Origin of the sequence: Lentzea sp. (genome assembly GCF_036380075.1) — a bacterium.
Lineage (GTDB): Bacteria > Actinomycetota > Actinomycetes > Mycobacteriales > Pseudonocardiaceae > Lentzea.
Window position 1 is genome coordinate 1 of the sequence record NZ_DASVFL010000115.1, and the last position, 21846, is coordinate 21846.

Here is a 21846-nt window from a genome sequence, read left to right on the forward strand (position 1 = left end):
ACTGACACTCGCCCGGAAACGCGAAACGGGCGCCCATCCCAATGGGGATGAGCGCCCGTCTCAGGCACTGCAAGGCAGAACGCCAGCCCCCGAGGGGGCTGAGATCACTTGACGGTGATCTTGGCGCCGGCAGCCTCGAGCTTCTCCTTGGCGGCGTCGGCGACGTCCTTCGCCACGCCCTCGAGGATCGCCTTCGGAGCGGACTCGACCAGCTCCTTGGCCTCCTTCAGGCCCAGGCCCGAGACGACCTCGCGGACGACCTTGATGACCTGGATCTTCTTGTCGCCGGCCGACTCAAGAACGACGTTGAACTCGCTCTGCTCCTCGGCCTCGTCCGCGCCACCCGCGGCGGGGCCGGCAGCGGCGGCAACGGCGACCGGAGCCGCGGCGGTGACCTCGAAGGTCTCTTCGAACTGCTTCACGAACTCCGACAGCTCGAGGAGGGTCATCTCCTTGAACGCGTCGAGCAGCTCTTCGGTGCTGAGCTTCGCCATGATCGGCGGTCCTTTCTAATCTCCCGCGCGAAAGCGCCGGGCGTGTCTTCGGGTGATCAGCTTTCGGCGGGAGCGTCGGCCTCGGCGGCGGGAGCCGCGGCGGCCTTCTTCTCCTGCAGGGCAGCAGCCAGGCGAGCGACCTGGGAAGCCGGGGCGTTGAACAGACCCGCGGCCTTGGCCAGGTTGCCCTTCATCGCGCCCGCGAGCTTCGCGAGCAGCACCTCACGGGTCTCGAGGTCCGCGATGGCGGTGACCTCTTCGACCGAGAGCGGGCGGCCATCCATGTAGCCGCCCTTGATGACCAGGGCCTTGTTGTCCTTCGCGAAGTCGCGGATCGCCTTGGCGGCGTCGACGGGCTCGCCCTCGACGAACGCGATGGCGGTCGGACCGGACAGGAGAGCCTCGAGGCCCTCGACTCCGGCGTCCGCAGCGGCCAGCTTGACCAGCGTGTTCTTCGCGACGGTGTACTTGGTGCCCGCGCCGAGAGCGCGACGCAGCGTGGTGAGCTGCGCCATGGAGAGGCCACGGTACTCGGTGACAACCGCTGCCGAGCTGGTGCGGAACTGGTCCGCGAGCTCAGCGACCGCCGTAACCTTGCTGGGCTTCGCCATGATCGCCTCCTCTCTGGGCTGGGTTAGACCGCCGGCCTGGAGAAGGTCCCGAAACAACAGAAACGCCCACGCGCACAAGCAGCACGGGGCGTCATGAAGAGCTAGAGCCTCGTCCTCCCTGCGCGGGCCGCCCGTGTTGCAACGGGGCCTTCGTTCTCCTCGCGGAGAAAACCTGCGGTCTTCGGTAGAACCACGAAAAGACTAGCCGACTGTGTAGCGGCCATCCAAATCGGCATGATGTGACGTGTGACCGACGAGCCCGGCAAGGACCTCGCGCCCCGCCAGCCGCAGCCTCCGGCCGTGCGGATGGACAAGGACGTCCCACCACCCCACCAGCCGCCGATGGACCCGGAGCAGCTGAGGCAGTTCCAGGAGTTCCAACGCTTCCAGGAGTTCCAGCGCTACCAGGAAGCAACGGGCCAGGCCCCCCAGGCCCCGAAGTCCCAGCGCACCGGCCGGGCGTGGTGGCTGATCGTGCTCCTGAGCCCGGTCTTCTGGCGCGTGCTGACGTTCCTCGTCGTCCTGATCTCGGCGATCTGGGCCTACAACCACTTCTTCGGCTCCGACGACCCCGGCGACATCGCCCAGGACAGCGGCGGCGTGACGGGCCCGGCCCAAGGCCTCTCCGCCCCGGCCGGCCTGCAAGGCACGGTCGGCATGTTCTACAAACACGTCTCGTTCGCAGACACGACCCGCGCCTGCACACTCTTCCTACGCGACGACACCCGCCAGAAGTTCGCGAACGCCTACGGCGCAAGCGATTGCGCAGCCGCGGTCAAAACCCTCAAGACCCAGGTGACCAGTGTGGACAAGTACCAGCAGGTCATGTTCCCGCCGGACATGCTGAAGACGCCGACCTCCACGAAGGTCACCATCGACTCCTGCGCCCTCACCGTGGAAGGCGGCCCACGCCTGGGTCAGTTCGTGGTGGAGAAGGTCAACTCGGGCTGGGTGATCACCGACTGGTCGAAGAACACCTGCAGCTGACCACGACCAACGGCACACCAGGCCAACAACAAGAAGGCCCCCGGCGAACCGGGGGCCTTCCGCAAATCAAACGAGAACTCAGGCCTCGTCCACCAGCAGGTTACGGGTGCGGTTCGGGTCAACCGGGATGCCAGGGCCCATCGTCGTGGAGACGGTGACCTTCTTGACGTACCGGCCCTTGGCCGCGGACGGCTTGGCGCGGAGCACCTCGTCCAGCGCGGCCGCGTAGTTCTCGACCAGCTTCTCGGGGTCGAACGACACCTTGCCGATGACGAAGTGCAGGTTGGCCTGCTTGTCAACGCGGAAGTTGATCTTTCCGCCCTTGATGTCGTTGACGGCCTTGGTGACCTCGGGGGTCACGGTGCCGGTCTTGGGGTTCGGCATCAGGCCACGCGGGCCCAGGATGCGGGCGATGCGACCGACCTTGGCCATCTGGTCGGGGGTGGCGATCGCGGCGTCGAAGTCGAGCCAGCCACCCTGGATGCGCTCGATCAGGTCCTCGGAGCCGACGGCGTCCGCACCGGCGGCCTCGGCCTCGGCGGCCTTGTCACCGGTTGCGAAGACGATCACGCGGGCGGTCTTGCCCGTACCGTGCGGCAGGTTCACGGTGCCGCGGACCATCTGGTCGGCCTTGCGAGGGTCGACGCCGAGGCGAATCGCGACCTCGACGGTCGAGTCCAGCTTCACCTTGGACGTTTCCTTGGCGAGCTTGGCGGCCTCCAGCGGCGAGTACAGCCGCTCCCGGTCCACCAGCTCGGCGGCGGCCTTGTAGGCCTTGCTGCGCTTCATAAACTCTGTCCTTACCGTGGATCAGTTCGTGGTGAATGAGCCGCGCTCGGCTCTCCCACGCTTGCCAGAAAGAGGGTGCGATCAGCCTTCGACCGTGATGCCCATGGAACGGGCGGTGCCGGCGATGATCTTCGCGGCCTGGTCGATGTCGTTCGCGTTCAGGTCGACCATCTTGGTCTGCGCGATCTGGCGCACCTGCTCCATGGTCACCTTGGCGACCTTGAGGCGGTGGGGCTCGCCCGATCCCTTGTCCACACCGGCGGCGGCGAGGATGAGGCGCGCGGCCGGCGGGGTCTTCAGCTTGAAGTCGAACGAGCGGTCCTCGTAGACCGAGATCTCGACCGGCACGACCTGACCGCGCTGCGACTCGGTCGCGGCGTTGTAGGCCTTGCAGAACTCCATGATGTTGACGCCGTGCTGACCAAGCGCGGGACCGACGGGCGGCGCCGGGTTGGCGGCACCAGCCTTGATCTGCAGCTTGATGATCGCTGACAGCTTCTTCTTCTTGGGTGGCATTGTCCGTACTTCCTGTTATTGCGGTGTCCGCGCGCGGCCCTGCCAGCCGCAGCGTGGCCGACCGGTCCCCTCGCGAGAGGGAACCGCTCAGATCTTGGAGACCTGGCTGAACGACAGCTCGACCGGCGTCTCCCGGCCGAAGATCGACACCAGGACCTTCAGCTTCTGGCCGTCCGCGTTGACCTCGCTGATCGTGGCGGGCAGCGTGGCGAACGGACCGTCCATGACGGTGACCGACTCGCCGACCTCGAAGTCGACCTCGATGGTCGGCTTCGGCGCGGCCGTAGAAGCGGCCTTCTTGCCCTCGGCGGGCTTCTGCTCACCCTGCGGGAGCAGGAACTTCAGCACCTCGTCGATGGTGAGCGGCGAGGGCTTGGAGGTGGCTCCGACGAACCCGGTCACGCCCGGCGTGTTGCGGACGGCGCTCCAGGACGCGTCGGTGAGCTCCATGCGGACCAGGATGTAGCCGGGCAGCACCTTGCGCTGCACCAGCTTGCGCTGGCCGTTCTTGATCTCGGTGACCTCTTCGGTCGGCACCTCGACCTGGAAGATGTAGTCCTCCATGTCGAGCGTGTGGATACGAGTCTCGAGGTTCGCCTTGACCTTGTTCTCGTAGCCGGCGTAGGAGTGCACGACGTACCAGTCGCCGGGCGCGTGGCGCAGGGCCTGTCGCAGCTCTTCGGCGGGGTCGGCGATCTCCTCGTCGATCGGCGTCTCGTCGAGGGCGAGGACGTCGACGTCCTCGTCCGACTCGGCGTCGCCGGTCTCGGTGTCACCGGACTCGTCGGCGTCTTCGGAGTCCACAGCCTCCGACTCGACCGTCTCGTCGGCCGCGATGTCCTCGGACACCTCGTCGTCGATGAGGTCGGTCTTCTCCTGGGCGTCAACGCCGTTGTCGGAGCTCACTGTGGATCTCGCTTCCTGGTTGCAGCGGCAGCTGTCCGGCTCAGCCGAACAACTCGAAAACAGCCGCGCCGAAGCCGAGGTCGAGAGCCCACACCAGCGCAACCATGAACACCACGAACACGAGGACAACGCCCGTGTAGGTGACGAGCTGCTTGCGCGTCGGCCAGATCACCTTGCGGAGTTCGCCGATGACCTCGCGGATGTAGCGGAAGAACCGCCCGATCAGCGAGGGACGCTTCTCCTGTCCTTCACGGGTCTTGGTCGGGCGACCCTTCTTCGCGTCCTCGTCCGACGAGTCGGACTTGGCGACGCTCTTCTTCGACTCAGCGCTGCTGCCGTCCTTGCGGGCGGCCGGGCGAGAGGAGGCACGACGTTCACGTCGCGCCGCAGCAGTGGACGGCCGGACAGCGCCTTCGCGCTCCTCCGGCTGGTCCTGCTCGCGGCCCTCGCTCATGCCGTCCTCCACTCCACCCATGACGCTTCGACAGCAGGGGCGACAGGACTTGAACCTGCAACCTGCGGTTTTGGAGACCGCTGCTCTGCCAGTTGAGCTACACCCCTTTGAGATCCCGCATCGGGATCCCCTGGCCAAGCAGGAAGTGTACGGGAGGCTGTCCCGTCCATTCCAACCAGACCGCTCAAGCACTTATCGAGCGGCCTGTCGCACAGCCTACCCACACGACAGCGGAGAACACGAATCAGGGTCGTGCAACTGCGGCCCCCGGAGGCGCCGAATCTGTCGTGAGCACGGCAAACACCACCGGACCGGATGACCCGGTGGTGTTCTTGATCACAAGATCAGCTGACCCGCACGCGGGCGAAAGCGCCTGTCAACACCGACTTGCCCTCAAAAGCCGCGGTGATGTTGACCTTCACAGTTCCGTCCCCGAAGTCCTTGGTGACCTTCGCGGTGACCTCGACCAGCGCGCCCTCGTCGTCGTTGGGCACCACGACCGGCCGGCCGAAGCGGCAGCCGTACTCGACGATCGCGCCGGGGTCGCCGATCCACTCGGCGACGATCCGCGACGCCACGGCCATGGTGAGCATGCCGTGCGCGATGACGTCCGGCAGGCCGACGTCCTTCGCGGTCTTCTCGTTCCAGTGGATGGGGTTGAAGTCCAGCGACGCGCCCGCGTAGCGGACCAGGTCGTCGCGCTTGAGCCGGACGGACAGCGCCGGCAGCTCGGTGCCAACCTCGTGGCTCACGCGCCTTCTCCCCTCACGACGAGCATCGACTTGGCGACGGCGACGAGCTCGCCGTCGACCGTGCTGATCTCCGTCCGCACGGTCACCATGTCGTTGCCCATGCGGGACGTGATGGCGTCGATGTGCGCCACGCTCACGAGCTGGTCGCCCGCGGTGATGGGCCGGTGGTGGGTGAAGTTCTGGTCGCCGTGCACGACGCGGCTGTAGTCGAGCTCCAGCTCCGGGTCGAACATGACCGTCTCGTTCGTCTTCATCGACACGACGATCGCGAACGTGGGCGGGGCGATGACGTCCCTGTGCCCCAACGCCTTCGCCGCTTCGGCGTCGCGGTAGGCCGGGCTGGTCGCGCCGATGGCGTCGGCGAACTCGCGGATCTTCTCGCGGCTCACGTCGTACGGCTGCGACGGCGGATAGCTGCGTCCGGTGAAACTGGGGTCGAGAGGCACCGAGTGAGCCTATATGCGACGAGGCCCGCCCCACGGATGGGACGGGCCTCGTCGAAGCTGCTACGCGCTCAGCGGGTTTCCTTGTGCGAGCGGTGCGTCTTGCAGTTCGGGCAGAACTTCTTCATCTCCAGGCGGTCCGGGTCGTTGCGCCGGTTCTTCCTGGTGATGTAGTTCCGGTGCTTGCACTCCTCGCACGCGAGGGTGATCTTGGGGCGTACGTCGGTTGCAGCCACGGTCCTTGCCTTCCTGAGAGCTCTCCGGACCCCGTAAGACCCAGCACGGGCTTACCGTCTGGCGGGGCGGGCAACGTCGCTGCCCGGGGGTGTGGGGGCTTGGCCCCCAAAATCATGCGGAGCGAGGAAGGTCGGCGCTTTCCGCCGACAGACCCCACCCACTCGCGTAGCGGTGGCCGGACTTGAACCGGCGACACAGCGATTATGAGCCGCTTGCTCTACCAACTGAGCTACACCGCTTTACACAACTACAAGCCGCAGCGCTCAGCACTGCGGCCAGTAGTGGAGCCCCTTTACGGAATCGAACCGTAGACCTTCTCCTTACCATGGAGACGCTCTGCCGACTGAGCTAAAGGGGCTTGCTCTTTCGTTCTTGCTGAGCTGTGGAGAACTCTACAACACGGGTCTACCAAGAACGAAATCCGGGGGTCCCTCTAGTGGACCAAGGTGAGCACGGTCTCATCGCGAGCACCCCTGACCTGCACCGTTCGCGCCCGCAGCCACGCCTCGAAGCGATCTTCGGACAGCGGCCGGGAGATCAGGTACCCCTGCGCCACGTCGCAGCCCATGCCGACGAGCTGGTCGCGCGCGGCGTCGTCCTCCACGCCCTCCGCGACCACGACGAGTCCGAGCGAGTGCCCGAGCTCCACGATCGACCGGACCACCGCCATGTCGCCGAGGTCCGTGCCCATCCCGAGCACGAACGACTTGTCGATCTTGACCTCGTCGACCGGCAGCTGGCGCAGGTACGCCAGCGACGAGTAGCCCGTGCCGAAGTCGTCGACCGCCAGCACGACGCCGATCGCGTGCAGGCGCCGCAGCACCGGCAGTGCGCGTTCGGGATCGGCCATCACGCCCGACTCGGTGAGCTCGAAGGTCAACAGCCCCGACGGCACGTCGTGGCGCCGTAGAGCGGCCTCCACTCGGTTCGGGAAGTCCTCGTCGCCCAGCGTCCGCACGGACAGGTTCACCGCGATGGACATCCGCAGCCCGCGGTCGAGCCAGCGCCGCACGCGTTCCAGGGACCGGTCCATCACGAAGTCCGTCAGCACGTCCACGAGCCCGGTGGCCTCGACGGCCGGCACGAACTCGTCCGGGTCGACGCGGCCGAACTCCGGGTGCGTCCAGCGCACCAGCGCCTCCGCGCCCACGACCTGGCGGGACGGCAGGGCGACCTTCGGCTGGTAGTGCACGGAGATCTGCCCGGTCTCGACGGCCTGGCGGAACTGCGTCACGAGCTGGAAGCGCCGCAGGAACAGGTGGCCCATCGACGGCGCGTAGGCCTTCACCGGGTTGCCCTCGGTCGTCGCGCGCACGGCGACGTCCGCGCGTTGCAGCAACACGTCCGGGTCCGGGTCCTCGGTCTCGGAGTCGGCCTTCGAGGCGTAGCCGACGACCGCGGAGGCCTCGACGGTGAGCCGGTCGACGGGGTACGGCACGGAGAGCCCGGCGCGCAGGCGGTCCGCGATCTCGTGCGCCTCACCGGAGCGCGAGTCGTCGAGGAACGCGGCGAACGCGCCGCCCTCCAGCCGGGCCAGCGGCACGTCGGCGCCGAGCGCGTCGCGCAGGCGGCGGCCAGCCGCGACGACCATCCGGTTGCCCCAGGCCTGGCCGAGCGCGTCGGAGACGGTGGACAGGACGTCGAGGTCGATGCGCAGCACCACTCCCCGCTGGGAGTCGCGCAACGGCTCCGCGCACGCTTCGCGCAGGCCCGCGCGGTTCAGCAGGCCGGTCAACGGGTCGTGGTAGGCGTCGTGGCGCAGTCGTGCGAGCAGGCGCCGGTTGTCGACGGCCGTCGCGAGGTGCGAGGCCAGCGTGCGCAGCAGCTGGATGTCGGCCTTGCCGAAGCCGCGCCAGCGGGAGAGCCGGTCGTGGGCCTCGACGGCGCCGAGCAGCTGGGTCGCGCCGCGCAACGGGACGACCAGCGCCTCCTGCGCGTCGCGGCGCAGCAGCGCCTCGGTGACGTCCTCGGTGGCGTCGGCGACCCGGTAGTAGCGGACGTGCGTGCCCGGCAGCTGCAGGACGGGGTCCTCGCGCACGGCACGGGGGTCCGTCGCGGTCATCTCCTCCGGCAGCGGTTCGCCGGCGACGAGGGTGATCATGGCTTCCTGCGGGTCGGTGCGCAGGCGCAGCACGACCCGGTTGGCGTTGAGCTGCTCGCGGATGCGTTCCGCGATCTGCTGCCACTCGTCCTCTTCGACGCCCGTGGTCAGGTCGTCGTCGGCCTGGCGCGGGCCGGTGCCGTGCTGGCCCGACCTCGCGACGCGGAGGCTGACCTCGCTCAACGCCTCCAGGTCGCGCTGTTCGCGCAGCAGCCCGGAGTAGGCGAGATAGGTGGCCACGATGCCCGCGAGCACCAGGAGGACGAGGACGACGCCCCACTCGGTGGTGGCGACGATCTGGTAGCCGACGAGGCCGATCGAGGTGTTCAGCAGCGCGACGACCAGCGTCTGCAGGACGAGGCGCAGGCTGTTGCCGACGCGCATCGACTTGCCCATGAGCCGCAGCGCGCAGAGGCCCAGCACGCTCGCGAGCATCGGCACGGTGATCGTTCCGACGAAGGCTCCCGCCCAGAACGGGCCGCCGGCGCCGATCATCCGGTTCACGGCCTCCGCGGCGGCGAACGCCACGGAGATCTCCATGAACATCAGGCCCGCGTTGTAGACGGCGCGGTCGAGGATCCGCCTGCCGAGCAACGTGCCCACACCCGCGACGACGTGCGCGGCGAGCACTATCTCGAACGGTGCCACCAGCAGGCCGAGGACCAGCGGGATCTCGGTGAAGGAGATCGTCCAGGCGACGCCGCTGCGGACGTCGACGTTGATCGCGAGCTGCTCGGCCAGCAGGAAGCCGACGACGAGCAGCGGGCCGATCCAGAAGAGGGAGGTGTTCTCCCGCTCCGGCAGCCAGGCCGCGACCACGCCCGCGCAGACGACGCCGGCCACCAGGAGGGTGACGGCGAACGTGCTGAACGCGCGGTTGGTCGACTTGGCCGACGAGACGGCCGAGTCCGACACGGGGGCCGACGCTCGGTCGGACATCCAGCCTCCTCGTCGGCCTGGGTGAAGGGGGTACCTCTAGGCGTGACTGAGGGGTCCCGCACTTGGCGATCAGGACCCCTCCAGGGGCACCAATGTACCCCGCTCGGGGGACAAAATGGCAGGTCGAGCACCCTTGGTGACGTCGATTCACCCAGACGTGGCTAGGCGCTGAGGCGCCCGTGGAGCGCCGCCACGGGCCGCCCCGAGAGCCGTACGCGATCTTGGGCCGGGGTCGCACGCGTCAGCCCGCCCCGCGGTGCCGTTCCTCCGCGAGCAGGTCAGCGCGGTGGAGCCCAGGCACCCGGGAGGACGCGGGCGTGCAGTGGGCCGAACCGGTGACGAAGCCTTCCGGGGCGCAGGAGGACGGGCGGAAGCAGCGGCGCACGATGTCCGCTTCGCCGTCTCCGACCGCCACGGCGGTCACTCCGCGTGACCGGATTTGTGTCAGTCCTTGGACGCCGAGTCGCAGAGAACGGACCTCCGCGGCGCCCTCCGACTCGTTCGGAAAGGCGCGGCGACCCGTGTCGTCGCCTTGATCGTCGCATGTGGCAGCGCTTCCGCTAGTCCGATTGGCGGGTCAGTCAACTCTCACGGGTCCGCGGGGAGGTCCACTCGGCCGCATACATCGTCGTTCGTGCATGTGAGGACGCCATTACGCGTGGTGAACCCCTCTTCACACGCTTCCCGGCGAAGACCGGCCCTGCCGTGGTCGGATGGTGCGTGACCGAGATCTTTTCCTTCGCAGAGACGGATCCGGATTCGCTGGGGGCGACCTGGGGACCGCTGCGCACGCACAGACTGACCTGGCGGCCGGGCTGCGACCTGCCCGCGCTGCTCGACGAGTGGGAGACCCGGCTGACGGGTCCCGGCGACCCCGACACCGCGGCGATCGTGACGCTGCCCAGCCACGAGGTCTCCGAGACGTTGCCGTTGGTCCACCGGGGCTTCGCGCCCCTCACCGTGATCGCGGAGCGTCTCGCGGGGACGCCCTCGCCCGCACGGCCGGCCGAGGTGGTCGTCAGCCCGGCGACGCGTGCCGACCTCGACGTCGTCGTCGGGCTGAACCTGCACACGGTCCGGTACGACTCGGCGTTCGGCATGGTCACCGAACGCCCGAACACCGCGGAGCACCTGCGGACCGCGCTCGCCGAGGTGCTCGACCGCGACCACGAGGCGATGTGGCTCGCGGTCCGCGACGACACGCCGATCGGCATGATCTACGTCGACCTGCCGCAGGACGCGGGGTGGATGGACCGGTTCGCGTCGGCGCGGCCGTTCGCCTACCTCGGCCACCTCGGCGTCCGGCCGGACGCGCGGGGCACGGGCGCCGGCAGCGCTCTCACGGCGTTCGCCCACGACGTCCTGGACCGCGCGGGCGTGGCGGCGATGCTGCTGCACCACGCGCTGCCGAACCCGCGTTCGACGCCGTTCTGGTACTCGCACGGCTACCGTCCGAGGTGGACGGTGTGGGCGCGCCGCCCGGCTCTGCGCTCGTCCCCCGGCGTGTCAACGCTGCCCGAACGGCCTAATGAGACATGATCTCCCCGTTCACACAAGCGAAGAACCAGAACGGCTCCGTACTTGTGGAACGAATCCGGCCTCTATTTCGACAAAGGGGTAAGCGGATGCGGACACCACACCGGGGGGTCGAGATGGAGCTGAGCGGAAGAGCGAGGTCGATGCTGCGAGCTGTCGCGGCGGGCCGTGCCGAGGTGACGGGTGGTGTCGAGCCCGAGCTCTACGTCGACGGACTGCCGTGCTGCGACCAGATGGCGGCGCACGACCTCGTGCACGCGGGCCTGCTGCGCCCCGCGCGGCCGACCAGCTTCGGCCACCGCGTCGGCGCCGAACTGACCGACGACGGCAGGGCCGCGCTCGCCGCGATCTGACGGCGCGTCGCCTGCTCGATGATCGAACATTTGTTCGACATGGGGTATGCTGCGCGCTGAGACCGGCACGCAAGAGAGAGGAAGCTCTTGCGCGCCGGTCTCTTCTTTCTCCGGGACTGTCCCAGGCGGATACCTTCCGCTGCGAGCCGACGTTGAGCCGGGCGAACGACGAAGATGTGACAGGTTGTCCGCAGATTTCTCCTAGGCGCTGATCCCCTGGCCGAGGCCGCCGTCGACGGCGAGCTCCGCGCCGGTGGTGAAGGTGGCCTCGAACGCCAGGAACAGCACGGCGTTCGCGACCTCGTCCATCGTGCCGTGGCGCCTGAGGGGCGTGACGCGGTCGCCGTGCTCCTTGAACTCGTCGAGCACCTCCCGCGGCACGCCCGTGACGCCCATCGACGGCGTGTCGATGAAGCCGGGGCTGACCACGTTGACCCGGACGTCCCGCGGCGCCAGCTCGGCCGCGAGCCCCCGTGCGAACGCCCTGACCGCGGCCTTGGCGCCCGCGTAGACGCTCAGGCCGGGCGAGCCGAGGACCGTGGCGACGCTCGTGGTGAACACGATCGAGCCGCCTCGCCTGATGAGCGGCGCCAGGCGCTGGGCGGCGAAGAACGCACCCTTGGTGTTCACGTCGAACGTGCGGTCGTAGTCGGCCTCGGTGGCCTGCGCGAACGGCGTGAGGGTGGAGAACCCGACGTTGACGAAGAGCAGGTCGATCTCGCCGAGTCGTTGCCGCACCTCGGTTTCGAGGCCGGCGATGTCACCGAGATCGGCCGCGTCCGACGCGACGGCGTGCGCTTCGAGGCCTTCGGCCTTCTCGGTCGTGCGGCCGGTCAGCAGCACCTCGACGCCGTTCGCGACAAGTGCCTCGACCGTCGCGCGGCCCATGCCGTGCGTGCCGCCGGTGACGACAGCCTTCTTCCCCGCGTACTTCACTTCCGGATCTCCTCGATGACGCTCGCGATGCCGTGCGCGCCGTGGCCGATGCGCTGGGCGCGTTCGAACAGGTCGTGCAGGGCCTGCGGAAGGGTGGTGTCGAGGCCTTGTTCGGCGCCGGCCTCGGCGAGCAGGCGCAGCCCGGACACGTTGATGTCCAGCGCCGACACGTCGGTCTCGTAGCTCCTGCTGTGCGTCTCCTCCCCCATCCCGGGCAGGAAGGTGGTGACGACGGAGAGCCAGTCGGTGGCGAGCGGCGTGAACTGCCGCGGCGTGATGCCCGCGCTGCCGACGAGCGCGAGGGCCTGCAGGTAGCCGCCGAAGGTCGACCACATGATGCCGAGCAGCGCCAGGTCGTACAGCGCGGCGAGCCCGGCGTCCTCGCCGAGGTACACGGGTTCGCCGAACGCCCCCAGCACGTGGTGGTTCGCGCTGCCGCTGAACAGGATCCGCGCCTGCGCCGTGCCGATCTGCTGCGGCACGGCCATGATCACGCCGTCGACGTACTCGACGCCGTTGGCGGCCGCCCACCGCGCGGTGGCCCTGGCCTGCTCCGGCGTGCCGGACGTGAGGTTGACGAGGGTCTTGATGCCGTCGCCGTTCCCGAGCAACGGTCGCTGAACGTCGTAAGTGGACAGACAGGTGACGACGACGTCGCTTCGGAAGGATTCTTCGAGAGTTGCCCTGGTCGTGTTCACCGGTACCGGCTTGTCCGACCGGTTCCACACAGTCACTTCATGGCCCTGTTCCACGAGGGCGGTGGCGAGCGCGCTGCCCATCCGGCCGAGGCCGAGCACGCTCACGGATTTCTTGGTCCCCATGCCGGCAATGCTGGTTCGGCCACTGTCATCGCGACAAGTACCTACTATTTTGTCAGGTACCCACTTTTCGGTAAGGAACCTGGATGAAGCCACGGCAGTACGCGTGCGGCCTCGACGCGGCGATCGACGTGATCGGTGGACGCTGGAAGGCGCTGATCCTGTGGGCCCTGCACCACGGCCCGGTGCGCACCGGCGAACTGCGCCGCGGGGTGTCCGGCATCAGCGAGAAGATGCTGATCCAGGTGCTGCGCGAGATGGAGGCGGACGAGATCGTGCACCGAGAGGTGTTCCACGAGGTCCCGCCGCGCGTCGAGTACTCCCTCACCCCGCTGGGACACCGCCTGAACGAGGCGCTGCTGCCGCTGGGCGACTGGGGCGAGGAGAACATGCCCTCCATCGCCCGCCGCCGCGGCGTCGAACCCGCGCCGCGGCACTAGAGCGGTTACCGCTCGAGATAAACGACAGTCGCGTCGTCGGAAACCTTCGCCCGCGGCCATTCCACGGCCTTGGCGTCTTCCTTTTCGACGGCGCGCATTTTGTGGATCAGATCATCCGGCCCGTTGGCCGCCATCAGTTCGAGAGCCTGACGCCAGTCGAAGAGGTTGAACAGATCCACGGCCCGTGCCGCGCCATCAGACAGGATCGCGACCCGCCGGACGTCGGACAACGGAATCTCACCGGTGAGCGCGTGCTCGACATCGGCGGGATCCGCGCCGGCCGTGCGGTAGGTCCGCGTGTCGCTCACGACGTGCAACTCCTGCTTGGTGTCGACCACCACGGTCGCGTCCCCGAGCACCAGGTACCGCAGCACGTCGTCCTTGACCTGCACGAGCCCGACCGTCGCACTGGGACTGTCCGGATGATCGACGTCGCACCCGCCGCCGTGCAGCTCACGGGTCTGCCGGATGGCCTCCACCAGCGCGGGAGCGGGCCCGAGGTGCGCGAACCGCAGCAGCTCCGCGGCCAGCTGGTCGGCGAACCACCCGACCCCGTGCGCACACCCGTTCTCCGGCTTGGCCGTGACGCCGTCGAGCACGGCGAGCAGGGTGGGACCGACGAGCGCGCGGTCCTCGCTGGGCGCGGTCGAGCGTCCCGCCTCGGTTGCCATCTGCGTGCGCACTGAGATCCCCTCCGCAACAACAGCCGACGTACGACGATGGGCCTCTGACCTGTCCGGTCAGAGGCCCATCGGTCTCGCGTGGCGGGTAGAGGATTCGAACCTCTGTAGCTTTCGCGACGGATTTACAGTCCGCTCCCATTGGCCGCTCGGGCAACCCGCCCCACACCGCCGTAACGGTGCAGGCGGAACAATACATAACCCCTTCGGGAGGCCCCAAATCGGGGTACCCCAGTAGCATCGACGCAGGCTGTGACCCCGAGATCGTTGAGGAGTGAAGTCGTGGCGGACCCGTCGTTCGACGTGGTGAGCAAGGTGGACCGGCAGGAGGTCGACAACGCGCTCAACCAGGCGGCCAAGGAGCTGAGCACGCGCTTCGACTTCCGGGGCACCAACACCGCGGTGGCCTGGGCCGGCGAGGAGGCGATCACCTTCACCTCCGAGACCGAGGAGCGCTGCAAGGCTGCGATCGACGTCTTCCAGGAGAAGCTGGTCAAGCGCAACATCTCGATGAAGGCGTTCGAGGTGGGCGAGCCCGCGATCTCCGGGAAGGTGTTCAAGGTCACCGGGAACCTCGTGCAGGGCATCACCTCCGAGAAGGCCAAGGAGATAGCCAAGAAGATCCGCGACGAGGCGCCCAAGGGCGTGCAGGCGCAGATCCAGGGTGACCAGCTGCGGGTGTCCGGCAAGAAGAAGGACCACCTGCAGGACGTCATCGCACTGCTGAAGGGCTCGGACTTCGGGATCGCCCTCCAGTTCACCAACTACCGGTGAAGGGCATCGTCCTCGCCGGTGGCAGCGGGACGCGCCTGCACCCGATCACGCAGGCCGTCTCCAAGCAGCTCCTGCCGGTGTTCGACAAGCCGATGATCTACTACCCGCTGTCGGTGCTCATGCTGGCCGGCATCCGGGAAGTGCTGATCATCTCGACGCCCACCGACCTGCCGCTGTTCCGGCGGCTGCTCGGCGACGGTTCCCAGTGGGGCATGGCCTTCTCCTACGAGGAGCAGGCCGCGCCCAACGGGCTGGCGGAGGCGTTCATCATCGGCGCTGACTTCGTCGGGGACGACGACGTGGCACTCGTGCTGGGCGACAACATCTTCTACGGCCAGGGCTTCTCGTCCACGCTGCAGCAGCACGCGTCCTCTTTGGACGGCTGCGTGCTGTTCGGGTACCAGGTGAAGGACCCCGAGCGGTACGGCGTGGGCGAGGTCGACTCGACCGGGAAGCTGCTGTCCATCGAGGAGAAGCCCTCGAAGCCGAAGTCGAACCGGGCGATCACCGGGCTCTACTTCTACGACAACGGTGTGGTGGACATCTCCCGCAACCTCAAGCCGTCGCCGCGCGGCGAGCTGGAGATCACCGACGTCAACCTCGCGTACCTGCGCGAGGGGCGGGCGCAGCTGGTGGACCTGAGCCGCGGGTTCGCGTGGCTCGACACCGGCACGCACGACTCGCTGCTCGAGGCCGGGCAGTTCGTGCAGGTGCTGGAGCACCGGACCGGCGTGCGCATCGCGTGTCCCGAGGAGATCGCGCTGCGCATGGGCTTCATCTCCGCGCAGGAGTGCTACGCGCTCGGCGAGAAGCTCGGCAAGTCTGGGTACGGCGAGTACCTCATGGCGGTGGCGCAGGCGGGCCGTTAACCGGCCTTGCGCGCCATCTCCTCGAGCCTGCGGACGCGGTCGGCGATCGGCGGGTGGGTCGAGAACCACCGCGCGAACTGCTCCCCGGAGCGGAACGGGTTCGCGATCATCAGGTGGCTCTGCGACACCACCTCCGGCTCCGGTGCGAGCGGCGCCGCCCGCGTCCCCAGCTCGATCTTGCGCAGCGCGTTCGCCAGCGCGAGCGGGTCGCCGGTGAGCTCCGCGCCGGACTGGTCCGCCTGGAACTCGCGCGACCGGCTCACGGCCAGGCGCACCACCGTCGCGGCGACCGGGCCGAGCAGTGCGATCAGCAACAGGCCGAGCGGGCCGGGGCCGTCGTCGTCACCGTCGCCGCCGAAGATGCCGGCCAGCAGCGCGAGGTTCGCGAGCATGGTGATCACGCCGGCCAGTGCGCCGGCCACGCAGCTGATCAGGATGTCGCGGTTGTAGACGTGCGCGAGCTCGTGGCCGAGGACGGCGCGCAGCTCCCGTTCGTCCAGGAGCTCCAGGATGCCCGTGGTGCAGCACACGGCGGCGTTGCGCGGGTTGCGGCCCGTCGCGAACGCGTTCGGGGCGACCGTGGGGCTCAGGTACAGCCTCGGCATGGGCTGGCGCGCCTTCTGCGACAGCTCCCGCACGATCGCGAACAGCACGGGTTGCTCCACCTGCGACACGGGCCGCGCCCGCATCACCCGCAGCGCGAGCTTGTCCGAGTTGAAGTACGCGTAGGCGTTCACGCCCAAGGCCAACACCAGGCCGATGACCAGTGCGGTGCGACCGAACAGGCTGCTGACCAACACGATCAGCGCGCTCATCCCGCCGAGCAGCACGGCCGTCTTCAACCCGTTGAAGTGCTTGTGCACGGTTACGCCTCCGGGTCTGCTACGTCCTACCCCTCAACGATCCGGGGCGCCTGCCAGTTCCTGTCGCCGTCTCCGGCGCGGCCTCGGCGGCCGGGTCGAGCGGCGGCGGTGGCGGCACCTTCTCCACCCACGTGGCGAGGACGTCCCGTTCGTGGACGAGCTCCGCGACGGCGCCGTCGCCCTCGATCGAGCCCGTTCCCGGATAGCCGAACTCCGGCGCCCAGTGCAGGGCGTCGAACGGGCAGACCTCGACGCAGATGCCGCAGTAGAGACACTGGCCGTAGTCGATCGCGAACCGGTCGAGCACGTTGCGGCTGCGCGGGCGGGCGCTGCCGGGCTGCTGCTCGACCTCGGTGTGGCTGGTGATGTGGATGCACCAGTCGGGACACTCGCGGGCGCAGATCATGCAGACCGTGCAGTTGGCGTCCAGCAGCGCGATGACGCCCCTCGTGCGCGGCGGCAGGTTGTTCTCGGGCGCGGTCACGGCTGCGGCTCCTCGGTCTCGCGGCGCGGGCCCCACGACGGGTCCGGCACTCCGGGCGGTGCGGTGCGGCGGCGGCTCGGGGCGCTGGTGTTGTCCTCGCCGGCTTCGAGACGGCCCGGCCAGGGACGCACGACGCGGGAGGCCAGCACGAAGTCCTTGCGCAGCGGGTGGCCCTGGAAGCTGTCCGGCAGCAGCAGGTGCTCCGGCTCGTCGTCCACGCCGATCCCGAACATCTCCGCGGCCTCGCGCTCGTGCCACCGCGCGCCCTTCCACAGGCCCGCGACGCTCGGCAGCGCGTCGTCCTGGCCCAGTTCGGTGCGCAGCATCGCGCCCTCGCGCGTCCGCGGGTCGATGACGTGCAGGAAGACGGCGTGACGCTGCCCGAAGGCGCCGGGCCTGCCCGCGTCCTCGACGCCGAGCCAGTCGAACATCGTGCAGCCGCCGGCGTGGAGCTCGGTCGCGGCCGTGAGCCAGCCGGCGAGCTCCACGTGGTGGACGGTCTGACCGAAGGCGGTCTTGGGGGTCGTGGTCACGCGTTCACCAGGCCGTGAAGCGCTGTGAGGCCTTCGAGCAGCGCCTCGGGGCGCGGCGGGCAGCCGGGGACGGCGACGTGGATCGGCAGGGCCTGGTCGATGCCCTTGGTGACGCTGTAGGAATCCCAGTAGGGGCCGCCGGTGTTGCTGCAGGCGCCCACGGAGATCACGTAGCGGGGTTCGGGCATGGCCTCGAAAGTGCGGAGGACAGCGGGCAACATGACGTCCGTGACGGTGCCGGAGACGACGAGGACGTGCGCCTCGCCGGCGCCGTCGACCGGCGTGACGCCGAGGTCGGGGAGGCGGTCGAGAGCTGCCATCACTTCGACTCCGCAGCAGGCGAGTCCGAGTTCGAGCACGGTGACCTGGTAGGTGGTGCCCCATTCCAGGCGAGCGGAAGCCGTCACAACGGCTGAGGGTAATACTTGGGGGCCCGCCGGCTTGCGCCTGGCGGACCCCCACCCCCCAATGATTCCCCCCGGAATCGGCTCCCACGCGTGGTTGCCGCGGATAGTTTTGTACACCGCACGAAAAGTGTCCAGCGATTTCCCGAGAGCATCTTCAGAAAACTTGGCTGCGAAATGCGGTCAAGTTCAGTTCAACTGATCGGTAGATCATCAGAGAGGGTCCTGATGTCCGGCTCGTCCCGGTTGGTGCTTCCCACGAGCACCTCGCTGCACCGCCTGCTGAACATGCCCGGCGCTCTCCTGGATACCACGATGGACCAGCTCAGGACGCTGTTGACCGTTCACGAGACCCGTTCGGCCCTGCGCGCCGCCCGCACGCTGGGACGCGAGCAGTCGAGCGTGCAGAAGCAGCTGGACACGCTGAACAGGAACTTCCTGCAACTGTGCGGCGAACCGCTCGTGGTGAAGCAGGGTCGCGGAAAAGACGTGCTGTTCACGCCCACTGGTGAGTCGCTCGTCGAATTGGCCCGGCAGACGCTCGCGGAGTGGCTCGACGGAATTCACGAGTGCCGCCGCAAGCTCGGCACGACCGTCACCGTCGGCACCACGCGATACATGCTGGACACGCTCGCGAAGGCGTGGCACCACGTGTCCGACGAGTTCCGCGAGCGCGACGTGGACCTCAAGGTCGTGCACATCCGCACCAAGGACATCTGGACGAAGCTGGAGACGCGGGAGGTCGACGTCGTCTGCGGCAGCGTCGTGACGCACTCCGGCGCGGGCTGGGAGCGGCCCGAGTTCGACGTGATCGAGTGGCGGCGCGGCGGACTGGCATTGCTGACGAACCTGCCCACCTCGGTCGTCGGCGACCGCGTGCGCGTGCCGCAGCTGCGTTCGGTGCCGTTGGTGGTGCCGGGGGCGGGGCTGATCGCGGAGTTCCTGCGCGGGTGGTTCGGGCCGGACTACCGGCAGAGCATCGACATCGCGGCCGAGATCGACGAGATCCAGTACGGCATCTCGCTGCTGCGCTCGAACCTCGTCCAGGGGGCCATGATCGTGACGTCTGGCTTGGGCGTGGTGGCGTCGAACAACGAGCTCCGGGAGGGCGGGGGCCTCCGCGTCGTCGAGCTCGCAGATGACTCGCTGGAGCGGCTTGTGGGCGTTTTCGCCCGAACGGATGAACTGGCGAAGCACCCGGCCGATCATCCGCTCAACTTGCTGTGGGCGGCCTTCAAAGCAGAAGCGCCCCGGCCGTAGCCGGAGCGCCTCTGCTCGGAGCGGTACTGGTCCTGCGGCCCTACTTCTGCGCGGGTGTCATGGCGTCGTGCTCAGGCCTGCGTGGTTCGACTCGTGGACGCTGCTGGGCCTTGGCCATCTTGGCCAGCCAGCTCGTCGCCTCCGAGCGGATCTTCGCCAGCTCGTCGTCGCGTGCCTGTTGCTCGTTCATCGGCCACTCCCTGCGTTCGGGAAATCGCTTCGATGGGAGCACTACCGGGCGTGTGCCCGCTAGGGCCGCCATACTTGTGGGTGAACCTGGTTGACAGCATCGCTCGCGGACGCGGTCCGCGCACTCCGGCACGGCGAAGTGCTCAGTACCCCAGGTAGCCGCCGCCCAGGTTCATGTTGACGAGACCGGGGTGGTTGTGGAAGCCGCCGTAGCGCGCGTAGGTGTAGCGGACACCCGCGATGATGTTGTCGACCGGCGCCAGGATGTTGTCGTACCCCGGCAGCTTGTAGGCGCGGAACGTCGGGTCGATGCACTGCATGAGGCCCTTGGACGGCGTGCCGCGCATGGCGTTGGAGTCCCAGTTGTTGACGGCGTTGGGGTTGCCGTTCGACTCCTTCATGATGATCGTGTAGATCTCGTCGACGCTGCCGTTGTCGATGGCCGTGCCGTTGGCCTGCAGGACCTTGATGGCTTCCTTGATCCAGCCCTCGACCTCGCGCTGCTTGGCCGGCTTGCGCATCTCGATCTGACGCTCGGCCTCGGCCTTGGCGGCTGCTTCACGCTGGGCGTGGGCGTCCGCGGCGAGCTTCGTCGCCTGCTCGAACGTCTGCTGCGCGTACATCTGCTGGAACTGCAGGAGCCGCCCGACCTGGTTGCCCGGGTTGACGTCGTGCACGGTCTGGATGGTCTTGACCTGCTGGTCGGGCAGGGCCCCCAGCTCGGCGGCACCCGCGGCCAGCTCGGTGGCGCTGCCGCTGGTGGCGGCGTTGGCGATGGCGGCGGTGCCGGCGGCGACTCCCGCGGCGACGACGATGGCGCTCACGCGGTGGGCGAGCGGAACCTTGTCGTCCTCGGCACGGTGCGCACCGATCTTCAGTTCTGCGTTGGGCACGACCGTGTACACGGTGCGGCCGGCGGCCTTGCTGTGCCGGGCCAAGGGGGAGCCTCCTGCGTCGGGGAGCTTGGCCACCGGACTCTCCCGGCGGGGGATTCCGGGCGAAACCTAGGACCCTACGAGCTGCGGTTCCTTGTCCTGCCGGTGACCAAACCGTTATCGGCGGGCGAGAACGTAACCTCGCGTCACGAGTCCGGGCAAGCTTGAGGGCCCGCCGGGTGACTCTCGTCACGTTTTCGAGGGTCCTGGAGACGCCTCCCTAACAGACAGTCAGCGAGTAGCTCGCTTTTCGTTGTAGTACGTCGTTGGTTTTCGACGGACTGGCGGAGCTGTCTGTCAGTTCGGCTCTCGTCGGGGTTCGGTTCTACGACCACGCGATCGAGGGATGCTGTCACGCTTGGTAGTCGGGATGGGGTGTGGGGCGCTGACCTGCGGGGACTTGATCGCTGGACAGTGTTTGTTCGGAGTCTGATGAGGTGTACGGAGAGAGTGCCTCTCCGGTTCACCCGACTTTGTGGGTTACCGCTTTCTGCTCCAGCGCCCTGCGCGCCCAGTCCGCGCTGTCGGTCGGACCGGAGTTGAACGCGATGGCGGCCTGCGGCTGGTGCCAGTGGACGAGGTTCACGACGGCCTGGAAGAGGTCGAGCATCTCCGCGGGCTTGCGGATGCCTCCCCCGACCACGACGCAGTCGTACTGCTTGTCCTGGAGGCACTTGAGAACCGTGCCGGTGTCCGGACGGGCGAAGTCGAGCAGGCACCGGTCCTCGGCCATGCCAAGCTCCGCGAACCGCTCGCTGCCCGCATCGAGGCTCGCGGCGACGGCTCCGGGTTCGAAGCCGGGGATGGAGCCGGGGGCGAAGCCGATGAGGAGAACGTGGGGCACCTGTACGACGCTAGTTGCCCGCGCTAGCGATTTCGGCGCTGCTCCAACGCCTTGAGCGCCCAGTCCGAGCTGTCGCCGGGACTGTCGTTGAACGCCAGCGCGGCGTCCGGCTGATGCCAGTGCACGAGGTTGACGACGACCTGGAAGAGCTCGAGCAGCCCCGGCCCCTTCCGGATGCCGCCGCCCACCACGACGCAGTCGTACCGCTTGCCTTGGAGGCGTTCCACGAGCTTGGCCTGAGCGCCGCCGTCGAGCTCGGCGAAGTCGATGAGGAAGAGGTCCTCGGCGAGGCCCAGCTCGGCGAAGGCCCGGCTGCCCTGCTCGATGCCGGCCGCCACGGGGGCGGGGTCGAAGCCGGGGATGGAGTGCGGGTCGAAGCCGATGACGAGGATGTCGGGCATCCGCCGGAGGCTAGCCCTTGGGGATAAGACCGACAGCTGGAACACGCGTCTATGCGGTGCGCGAAGCAGGCGCTGCAGATGGGCTGACCGCGTGGCGCAGCTCGTCGGGTGTCATCCAGTTCTTGCCGCGGTGGATCATGCGGTGGCAGTTCGAGCACAGCACGACCAGGTCGTCCAGCTTCGTGGTCGTCGGGCCGGTCACGTGCAACGGCACGGCGTGGTGCACCTCGGCGAAGCCCTTGCCCCGCTCGCCGTAGAAGCTTTCGAAGTCGAAGCCGCACACCTCACAGGCGAGATC

The 21846-nt window shown here is 68.3% G+C and carries 28 protein-coding genes, 4 tRNA genes and 1 pseudogene; 7 read left to right on the plus strand and 26 right to left on the minus strand.

The window, feature by feature from the left end; genetic code table 11:
* Positions 1-104: 104 nt before the first annotated feature.
* Both rplL and rplJ read right to left on the minus strand, forming a co-directional pair.
* The gene (rplL, locus tag VF330_RS14710; RefSeq protein ID WP_330852142.1) at positions 105-494 is read right to left on the minus strand and encodes a 50S ribosomal protein L7/L12; all 390 of its coding nucleotides are present in this window, start codon (positions 492-494) and stop codon (positions 105-107) included.
* A 56-nt stretch (positions 495-550) separates the two neighbouring features.
* Positions 551-1105, minus strand: a complete 555-nt coding sequence (gene rplJ, locus VF330_RS14715; RefSeq protein WP_330852143.1) for a 50S ribosomal protein L10 — start codon at positions 1103-1105, stop codon at positions 551-553.
* Between the two features lie 246 nt (positions 1106-1351).
* Between rplJ and VF330_RS14720 the strand changes: the two genes are divergently transcribed.
* Positions 1352-2092: a hypothetical protein gene (locus VF330_RS14720; protein ID WP_330852144.1), complete on the plus strand. Its 741-nt coding sequence runs from the start codon at positions 1352-1354 to the stop codon at positions 2090-2092.
* 78 nt (positions 2093-2170) lie between these two features.
* Here the strand turns inward: VF330_RS14720 and rplA are convergent, their stop codons facing one another.
* The 11 genes from rplA to VF330_RS14775 form a co-directional block, all read right to left on the minus strand.
* A complete protein-coding gene (gene rplA, locus VF330_RS14725; RefSeq protein ID WP_045309758.1) occupies positions 2171-2881 on the minus strand; it encodes a 50S ribosomal protein L1 in 711 nt (236 codons plus the stop codon).
* Positions 2882-2962: 81 nt separating this feature from the next.
* Positions 2963-3397 (minus strand): 50S ribosomal protein L11, encoded by a 435-nt coding sequence (gene rplK / locus VF330_RS14730; RefSeq protein WP_053733180.1) that lies wholly within the window; start codon positions 3395-3397, stop codon positions 2963-2965.
* An 87-nt stretch (positions 3398-3484) separates the two neighbouring features.
* Entirely contained in the window at positions 3485-4303 is an 819-nt protein-coding gene (gene nusG / locus VF330_RS14735; protein ID WP_330852145.1) for a transcription termination/antitermination protein NusG, read from the minus strand.
* A 40-nt stretch (positions 4304-4343) separates the two neighbouring features.
* The gene (gene secE / locus VF330_RS14740; RefSeq protein WP_266043541.1) at positions 4344-4757 is read right to left on the minus strand and encodes a preprotein translocase subunit SecE; all 414 of its coding nucleotides are present in this window, start codon (positions 4755-4757) and stop codon (positions 4344-4346) included.
* Positions 4758-4791: 34 nt separating this feature from the next.
* Positions 4792-4864: transfer RNA gene (locus VF330_RS14745), tRNA-Trp, on the minus strand.
* A gap of 237 nt (positions 4865-5101) precedes the next feature.
* Positions 5102-5509, minus strand: a complete 408-nt coding sequence (locus VF330_RS14750; RefSeq protein ID WP_330852146.1) for a MaoC/PaaZ C-terminal domain-containing protein — start codon at positions 5507-5509, stop codon at positions 5102-5104.
* Positions 5506-5955 carry a MaoC family dehydratase N-terminal domain-containing protein gene (locus VF330_RS14755; protein ID WP_330852147.1) on the minus strand — a complete coding sequence of 150 codons (450 nt, stop codon included), beginning with the start codon at positions 5953-5955 and terminating at the stop codon, positions 5506-5508. Before VF330_RS14755 ends, VF330_RS14750 begins: the two co-directional genes overlap by 4 nt.
* A gap of 68 nt (positions 5956-6023) precedes the next feature.
* Positions 6024-6188, minus strand: coding sequence for a 50S ribosomal protein L33 (gene rpmG, locus VF330_RS14760; protein WP_325510362.1), 165 nt, complete (start codon positions 6186-6188; stop codon positions 6024-6026).
* 167 nt (positions 6189-6355) lie between these two features.
* Positions 6356-6428, minus strand: a tRNA-Met gene (locus tag VF330_RS14765).
* Between the two features lie 43 nt (positions 6429-6471).
* Positions 6472-6547 (minus strand) — tRNA-Thr (locus VF330_RS14770).
* 75 nt (positions 6548-6622) lie between these two features.
* Positions 6623-9229 (minus strand): putative bifunctional diguanylate cyclase/phosphodiesterase, encoded by a 2607-nt coding sequence (locus tag VF330_RS14775; RefSeq protein ID WP_330852148.1) that lies wholly within the window; start codon positions 9227-9229, stop codon positions 6623-6625.
* 720 nt (positions 9230-9949) lie between these two features.
* Between VF330_RS14775 and VF330_RS14780 the strand changes: the two genes are divergently transcribed.
* Together VF330_RS14780 and VF330_RS14785 are read left to right on the plus strand one after the other, a co-directional pair.
* On the plus strand, positions 9950-10768 hold the full coding sequence (locus VF330_RS14780; protein WP_330852149.1) for a GNAT family N-acetyltransferase: 819 nt from the start codon (positions 9950-9952) through the stop codon (positions 10766-10768).
* A 140-nt stretch (positions 10769-10908) separates the two neighbouring features.
* On the plus strand, positions 10909-11118 hold the full coding sequence (locus tag VF330_RS14785; RefSeq protein WP_330852150.1) for a hypothetical protein: 210 nt from the start codon (positions 10909-10911) through the stop codon (positions 11116-11118).
* A 201-nt stretch (positions 11119-11319) separates the two neighbouring features.
* Here the strand turns inward: VF330_RS14785 and VF330_RS14790 are convergent, their stop codons facing one another.
* On the minus strand, positions 11320-12054 hold the full coding sequence (locus VF330_RS14790) for an SDR family NAD(P)-dependent oxidoreductase (protein WP_330852151.1): 735 nt from the start codon (positions 12052-12054) through the stop codon (positions 11320-11322).
* On the minus strand, positions 12051-12875 hold the full coding sequence (locus VF330_RS14795) for an NAD(P)-dependent oxidoreductase (RefSeq protein WP_330852152.1): 825 nt from the start codon (positions 12873-12875) through the stop codon (positions 12051-12053). The genes VF330_RS14790 and VF330_RS14795 overlap by 4 nt, the downstream gene beginning before the upstream one ends.
* Before the next feature lie 83 nt (positions 12876-12958).
* Here VF330_RS14795 and VF330_RS14800 point away from each other — a divergent pair, with 83 nt between their 5' ends.
* On the plus strand, positions 12959-13312 hold the full coding sequence (locus VF330_RS14800; RefSeq protein ID WP_330852153.1) for a helix-turn-helix domain-containing protein: 354 nt from the start codon (positions 12959-12961) through the stop codon (positions 13310-13312).
* Positions 13313-13317: 5 nt separating this feature from the next.
* Here the strand turns inward: VF330_RS14800 and VF330_RS14805 are convergent, their stop codons facing one another.
* Both VF330_RS14805 and VF330_RS14810 read right to left on the minus strand, forming a co-directional pair.
* Positions 13318-13995 carry a protein phosphatase 2C domain-containing protein gene (locus tag VF330_RS14805; RefSeq protein ID WP_330852154.1) on the minus strand — a complete coding sequence of 226 codons (678 nt, stop codon included), beginning with the start codon at positions 13993-13995 and terminating at the stop codon, positions 13318-13320.
* A 79-nt stretch (positions 13996-14074) separates the two neighbouring features.
* Positions 14075-14155: transfer RNA gene (locus VF330_RS14810), tRNA-Tyr, on the minus strand.
* A 119-nt stretch (positions 14156-14274) separates the two neighbouring features.
* On the opposite strand from VF330_RS14810, the gene VF330_RS14815 reads away from it, so the two are divergent.
* Positions 14275-14766, plus strand: coding sequence for a YajQ family cyclic di-GMP-binding protein (locus VF330_RS14815; protein ID WP_330852155.1), 492 nt, complete (start codon positions 14275-14277; stop codon positions 14764-14766).
* Positions 14763-15635, plus strand: coding sequence for a glucose-1-phosphate thymidylyltransferase RfbA (rfbA, locus tag VF330_RS14820; RefSeq protein ID WP_330852156.1), 873 nt, complete (start codon positions 14763-14765; stop codon positions 15633-15635). Before VF330_RS14815 ends, rfbA begins: the two co-directional genes overlap by 4 nt.
* Here rfbA and htpX read toward each other — a convergent pair.
* The 4 genes from htpX to VF330_RS14840 are packed head-to-tail and all read right to left on the minus strand — an operon-like array spanning position 15632 to position 17922.
* Complete coding sequence (gene htpX, locus VF330_RS14825; protein WP_330852157.1) at positions 15632-16498, minus strand: zinc metalloprotease HtpX; 867 nt, start codon at positions 16496-16498, stop codon at positions 15632-15634. The two genes, rfbA and htpX, sit on opposite strands and share 4 nt — an antisense overlap.
* Before the next feature lie 19 nt (positions 16499-16517).
* Positions 16518-16982, minus strand: a complete 465-nt coding sequence (locus VF330_RS14830; RefSeq protein WP_330852158.1) for a 4Fe-4S binding protein — start codon at positions 16980-16982, stop codon at positions 16518-16520.
* Positions 16979-17515 (minus strand): NADH-quinone oxidoreductase subunit C, encoded by a 537-nt coding sequence (locus tag VF330_RS14835; RefSeq protein WP_330852159.1) that lies wholly within the window; start codon positions 17513-17515, stop codon positions 16979-16981. Before VF330_RS14835 ends, VF330_RS14830 begins: the two co-directional genes overlap by 4 nt.
* Positions 17512-17922 carry an NADH-quinone oxidoreductase subunit NuoB gene (locus tag VF330_RS14840; protein WP_330852160.1) on the minus strand — a complete coding sequence of 137 codons (411 nt, stop codon included), beginning with the start codon at positions 17920-17922 and terminating at the stop codon, positions 17512-17514. The genes VF330_RS14835 and VF330_RS14840 overlap by 4 nt, the downstream gene beginning before the upstream one ends.
* Positions 17923-18147: 225 nt before the next feature.
* On the opposite strand from VF330_RS14840, the gene VF330_RS14845 reads away from it, so the two are divergent.
* On the plus strand, positions 18148-19179 hold the full coding sequence (locus VF330_RS14845) for a LysR family transcriptional regulator (RefSeq protein WP_330852161.1): 1032 nt from the start codon (positions 18148-18150) through the stop codon (positions 19177-19179).
* 40 nt (positions 19180-19219) lie between these two features.
* On the opposite strand, the gene VF330_RS14850 is transcribed toward VF330_RS14845, so the two are convergent.
* From VF330_RS14850 to VF330_RS14870, 5 genes and pseudogenes are all read right to left on the minus strand, one after another.
* A complete protein-coding gene (locus tag VF330_RS14850; RefSeq protein ID WP_330852162.1) occupies positions 19220-19369 on the minus strand; it encodes a hypothetical protein in 150 nt (49 codons plus the stop codon).
* A 142-nt stretch (positions 19370-19511) separates the two neighbouring features.
* Positions 19512-19862 (minus strand): annotated as a pseudogene (locus tag VF330_RS42065) (transglycosylase SLT domain-containing protein); the annotation flags it as partial.
* A 904-nt stretch (positions 19863-20766) separates the two neighbouring features.
* Positions 20767-21147 carry a hypothetical protein gene (locus VF330_RS14860; RefSeq protein WP_330852164.1) on the minus strand — a complete coding sequence of 127 codons (381 nt, stop codon included), beginning with the start codon at positions 21145-21147 and terminating at the stop codon, positions 20767-20769.
* A gap of 23 nt (positions 21148-21170) precedes the next feature.
* A complete protein-coding gene (locus VF330_RS14865; protein ID WP_330852165.1) occupies positions 21171-21548 on the minus strand; it encodes a hypothetical protein in 378 nt (125 codons plus the stop codon).
* Between the two features lie 49 nt (positions 21549-21597).
* Positions 21598-21846 (minus strand): HNH endonuclease (locus tag VF330_RS14870; protein WP_330852166.1); only part of this gene is annotated, 249 nt, incomplete at its 5' end.

Coding starts and splice junctions, on each gene's coding strand:
- rplJ (WP_330852143.1), bottom strand. CDS start 1,105: ATGGCGAAGCCCAGCAAGGTTACGGCGGTCGCTGAGCTCGCGGACCAG.
- VF330_RS14850 (WP_330852162.1), bottom strand. CDS start 19,369: ATGAACGAGCAACAGGCACGCGACGACGAGCTGGCGAAGATCCGCTCG.
- secE (WP_266043541.1), bottom strand. CDS start 4,757: ATGAGCGAGGGCCGCGAGCAGGACCAGCCGGAGGAGCGCGAAGGCGCT.
- rplL (WP_330852142.1), bottom strand. CDS start 494: ATGGCGAAGCTCAGCACCGAAGAGCTGCTCGACGCGTTCAAGGAGATG.
- rplK (WP_053733180.1), bottom strand. CDS start 3,397: ATGCCACCCAAGAAGAAGAAGCTGTCAGCGATCATCAAGCTGCAGATC.
- VF330_RS14845 (WP_330852161.1), top strand. CDS start 18,148: ATGTCCGGCTCGTCCCGGTTGGTGCTTCCCACGAGCACCTCGCTGCAC.
- VF330_RS14775 (WP_330852148.1), bottom strand. CDS start 9,229: ATGTCCGACCGAGCGTCGGCCCCCGTGTCGGACTCGGCCGTCTCGTCG.
- rplA (WP_045309758.1), bottom strand. CDS start 2,881: ATGAAGCGCAGCAAGGCCTACAAGGCCGCCGCCGAGCTGGTGGACCGG.
- VF330_RS14865 (WP_330852165.1), bottom strand. CDS start 21,548: ATGCCCGACATCCTCGTCATCGGCTTCGACCCGCACTCCATCCCCGGC.
- VF330_RS14795 (WP_330852152.1), bottom strand. CDS start 12,875: ATGGGGACCAAGAAATCCGTGAGCGTGCTCGGCCTCGGCCGGATGGGC.
- VF330_RS14785 (WP_330852150.1), top strand. CDS start 10,909: ATGCTGCGAGCTGTCGCGGCGGGCCGTGCCGAGGTGACGGGTGGTGTC.
- VF330_RS14800 (WP_330852153.1), top strand. CDS start 12,959: ATGAAGCCACGGCAGTACGCGTGCGGCCTCGACGCGGCGATCGACGTG.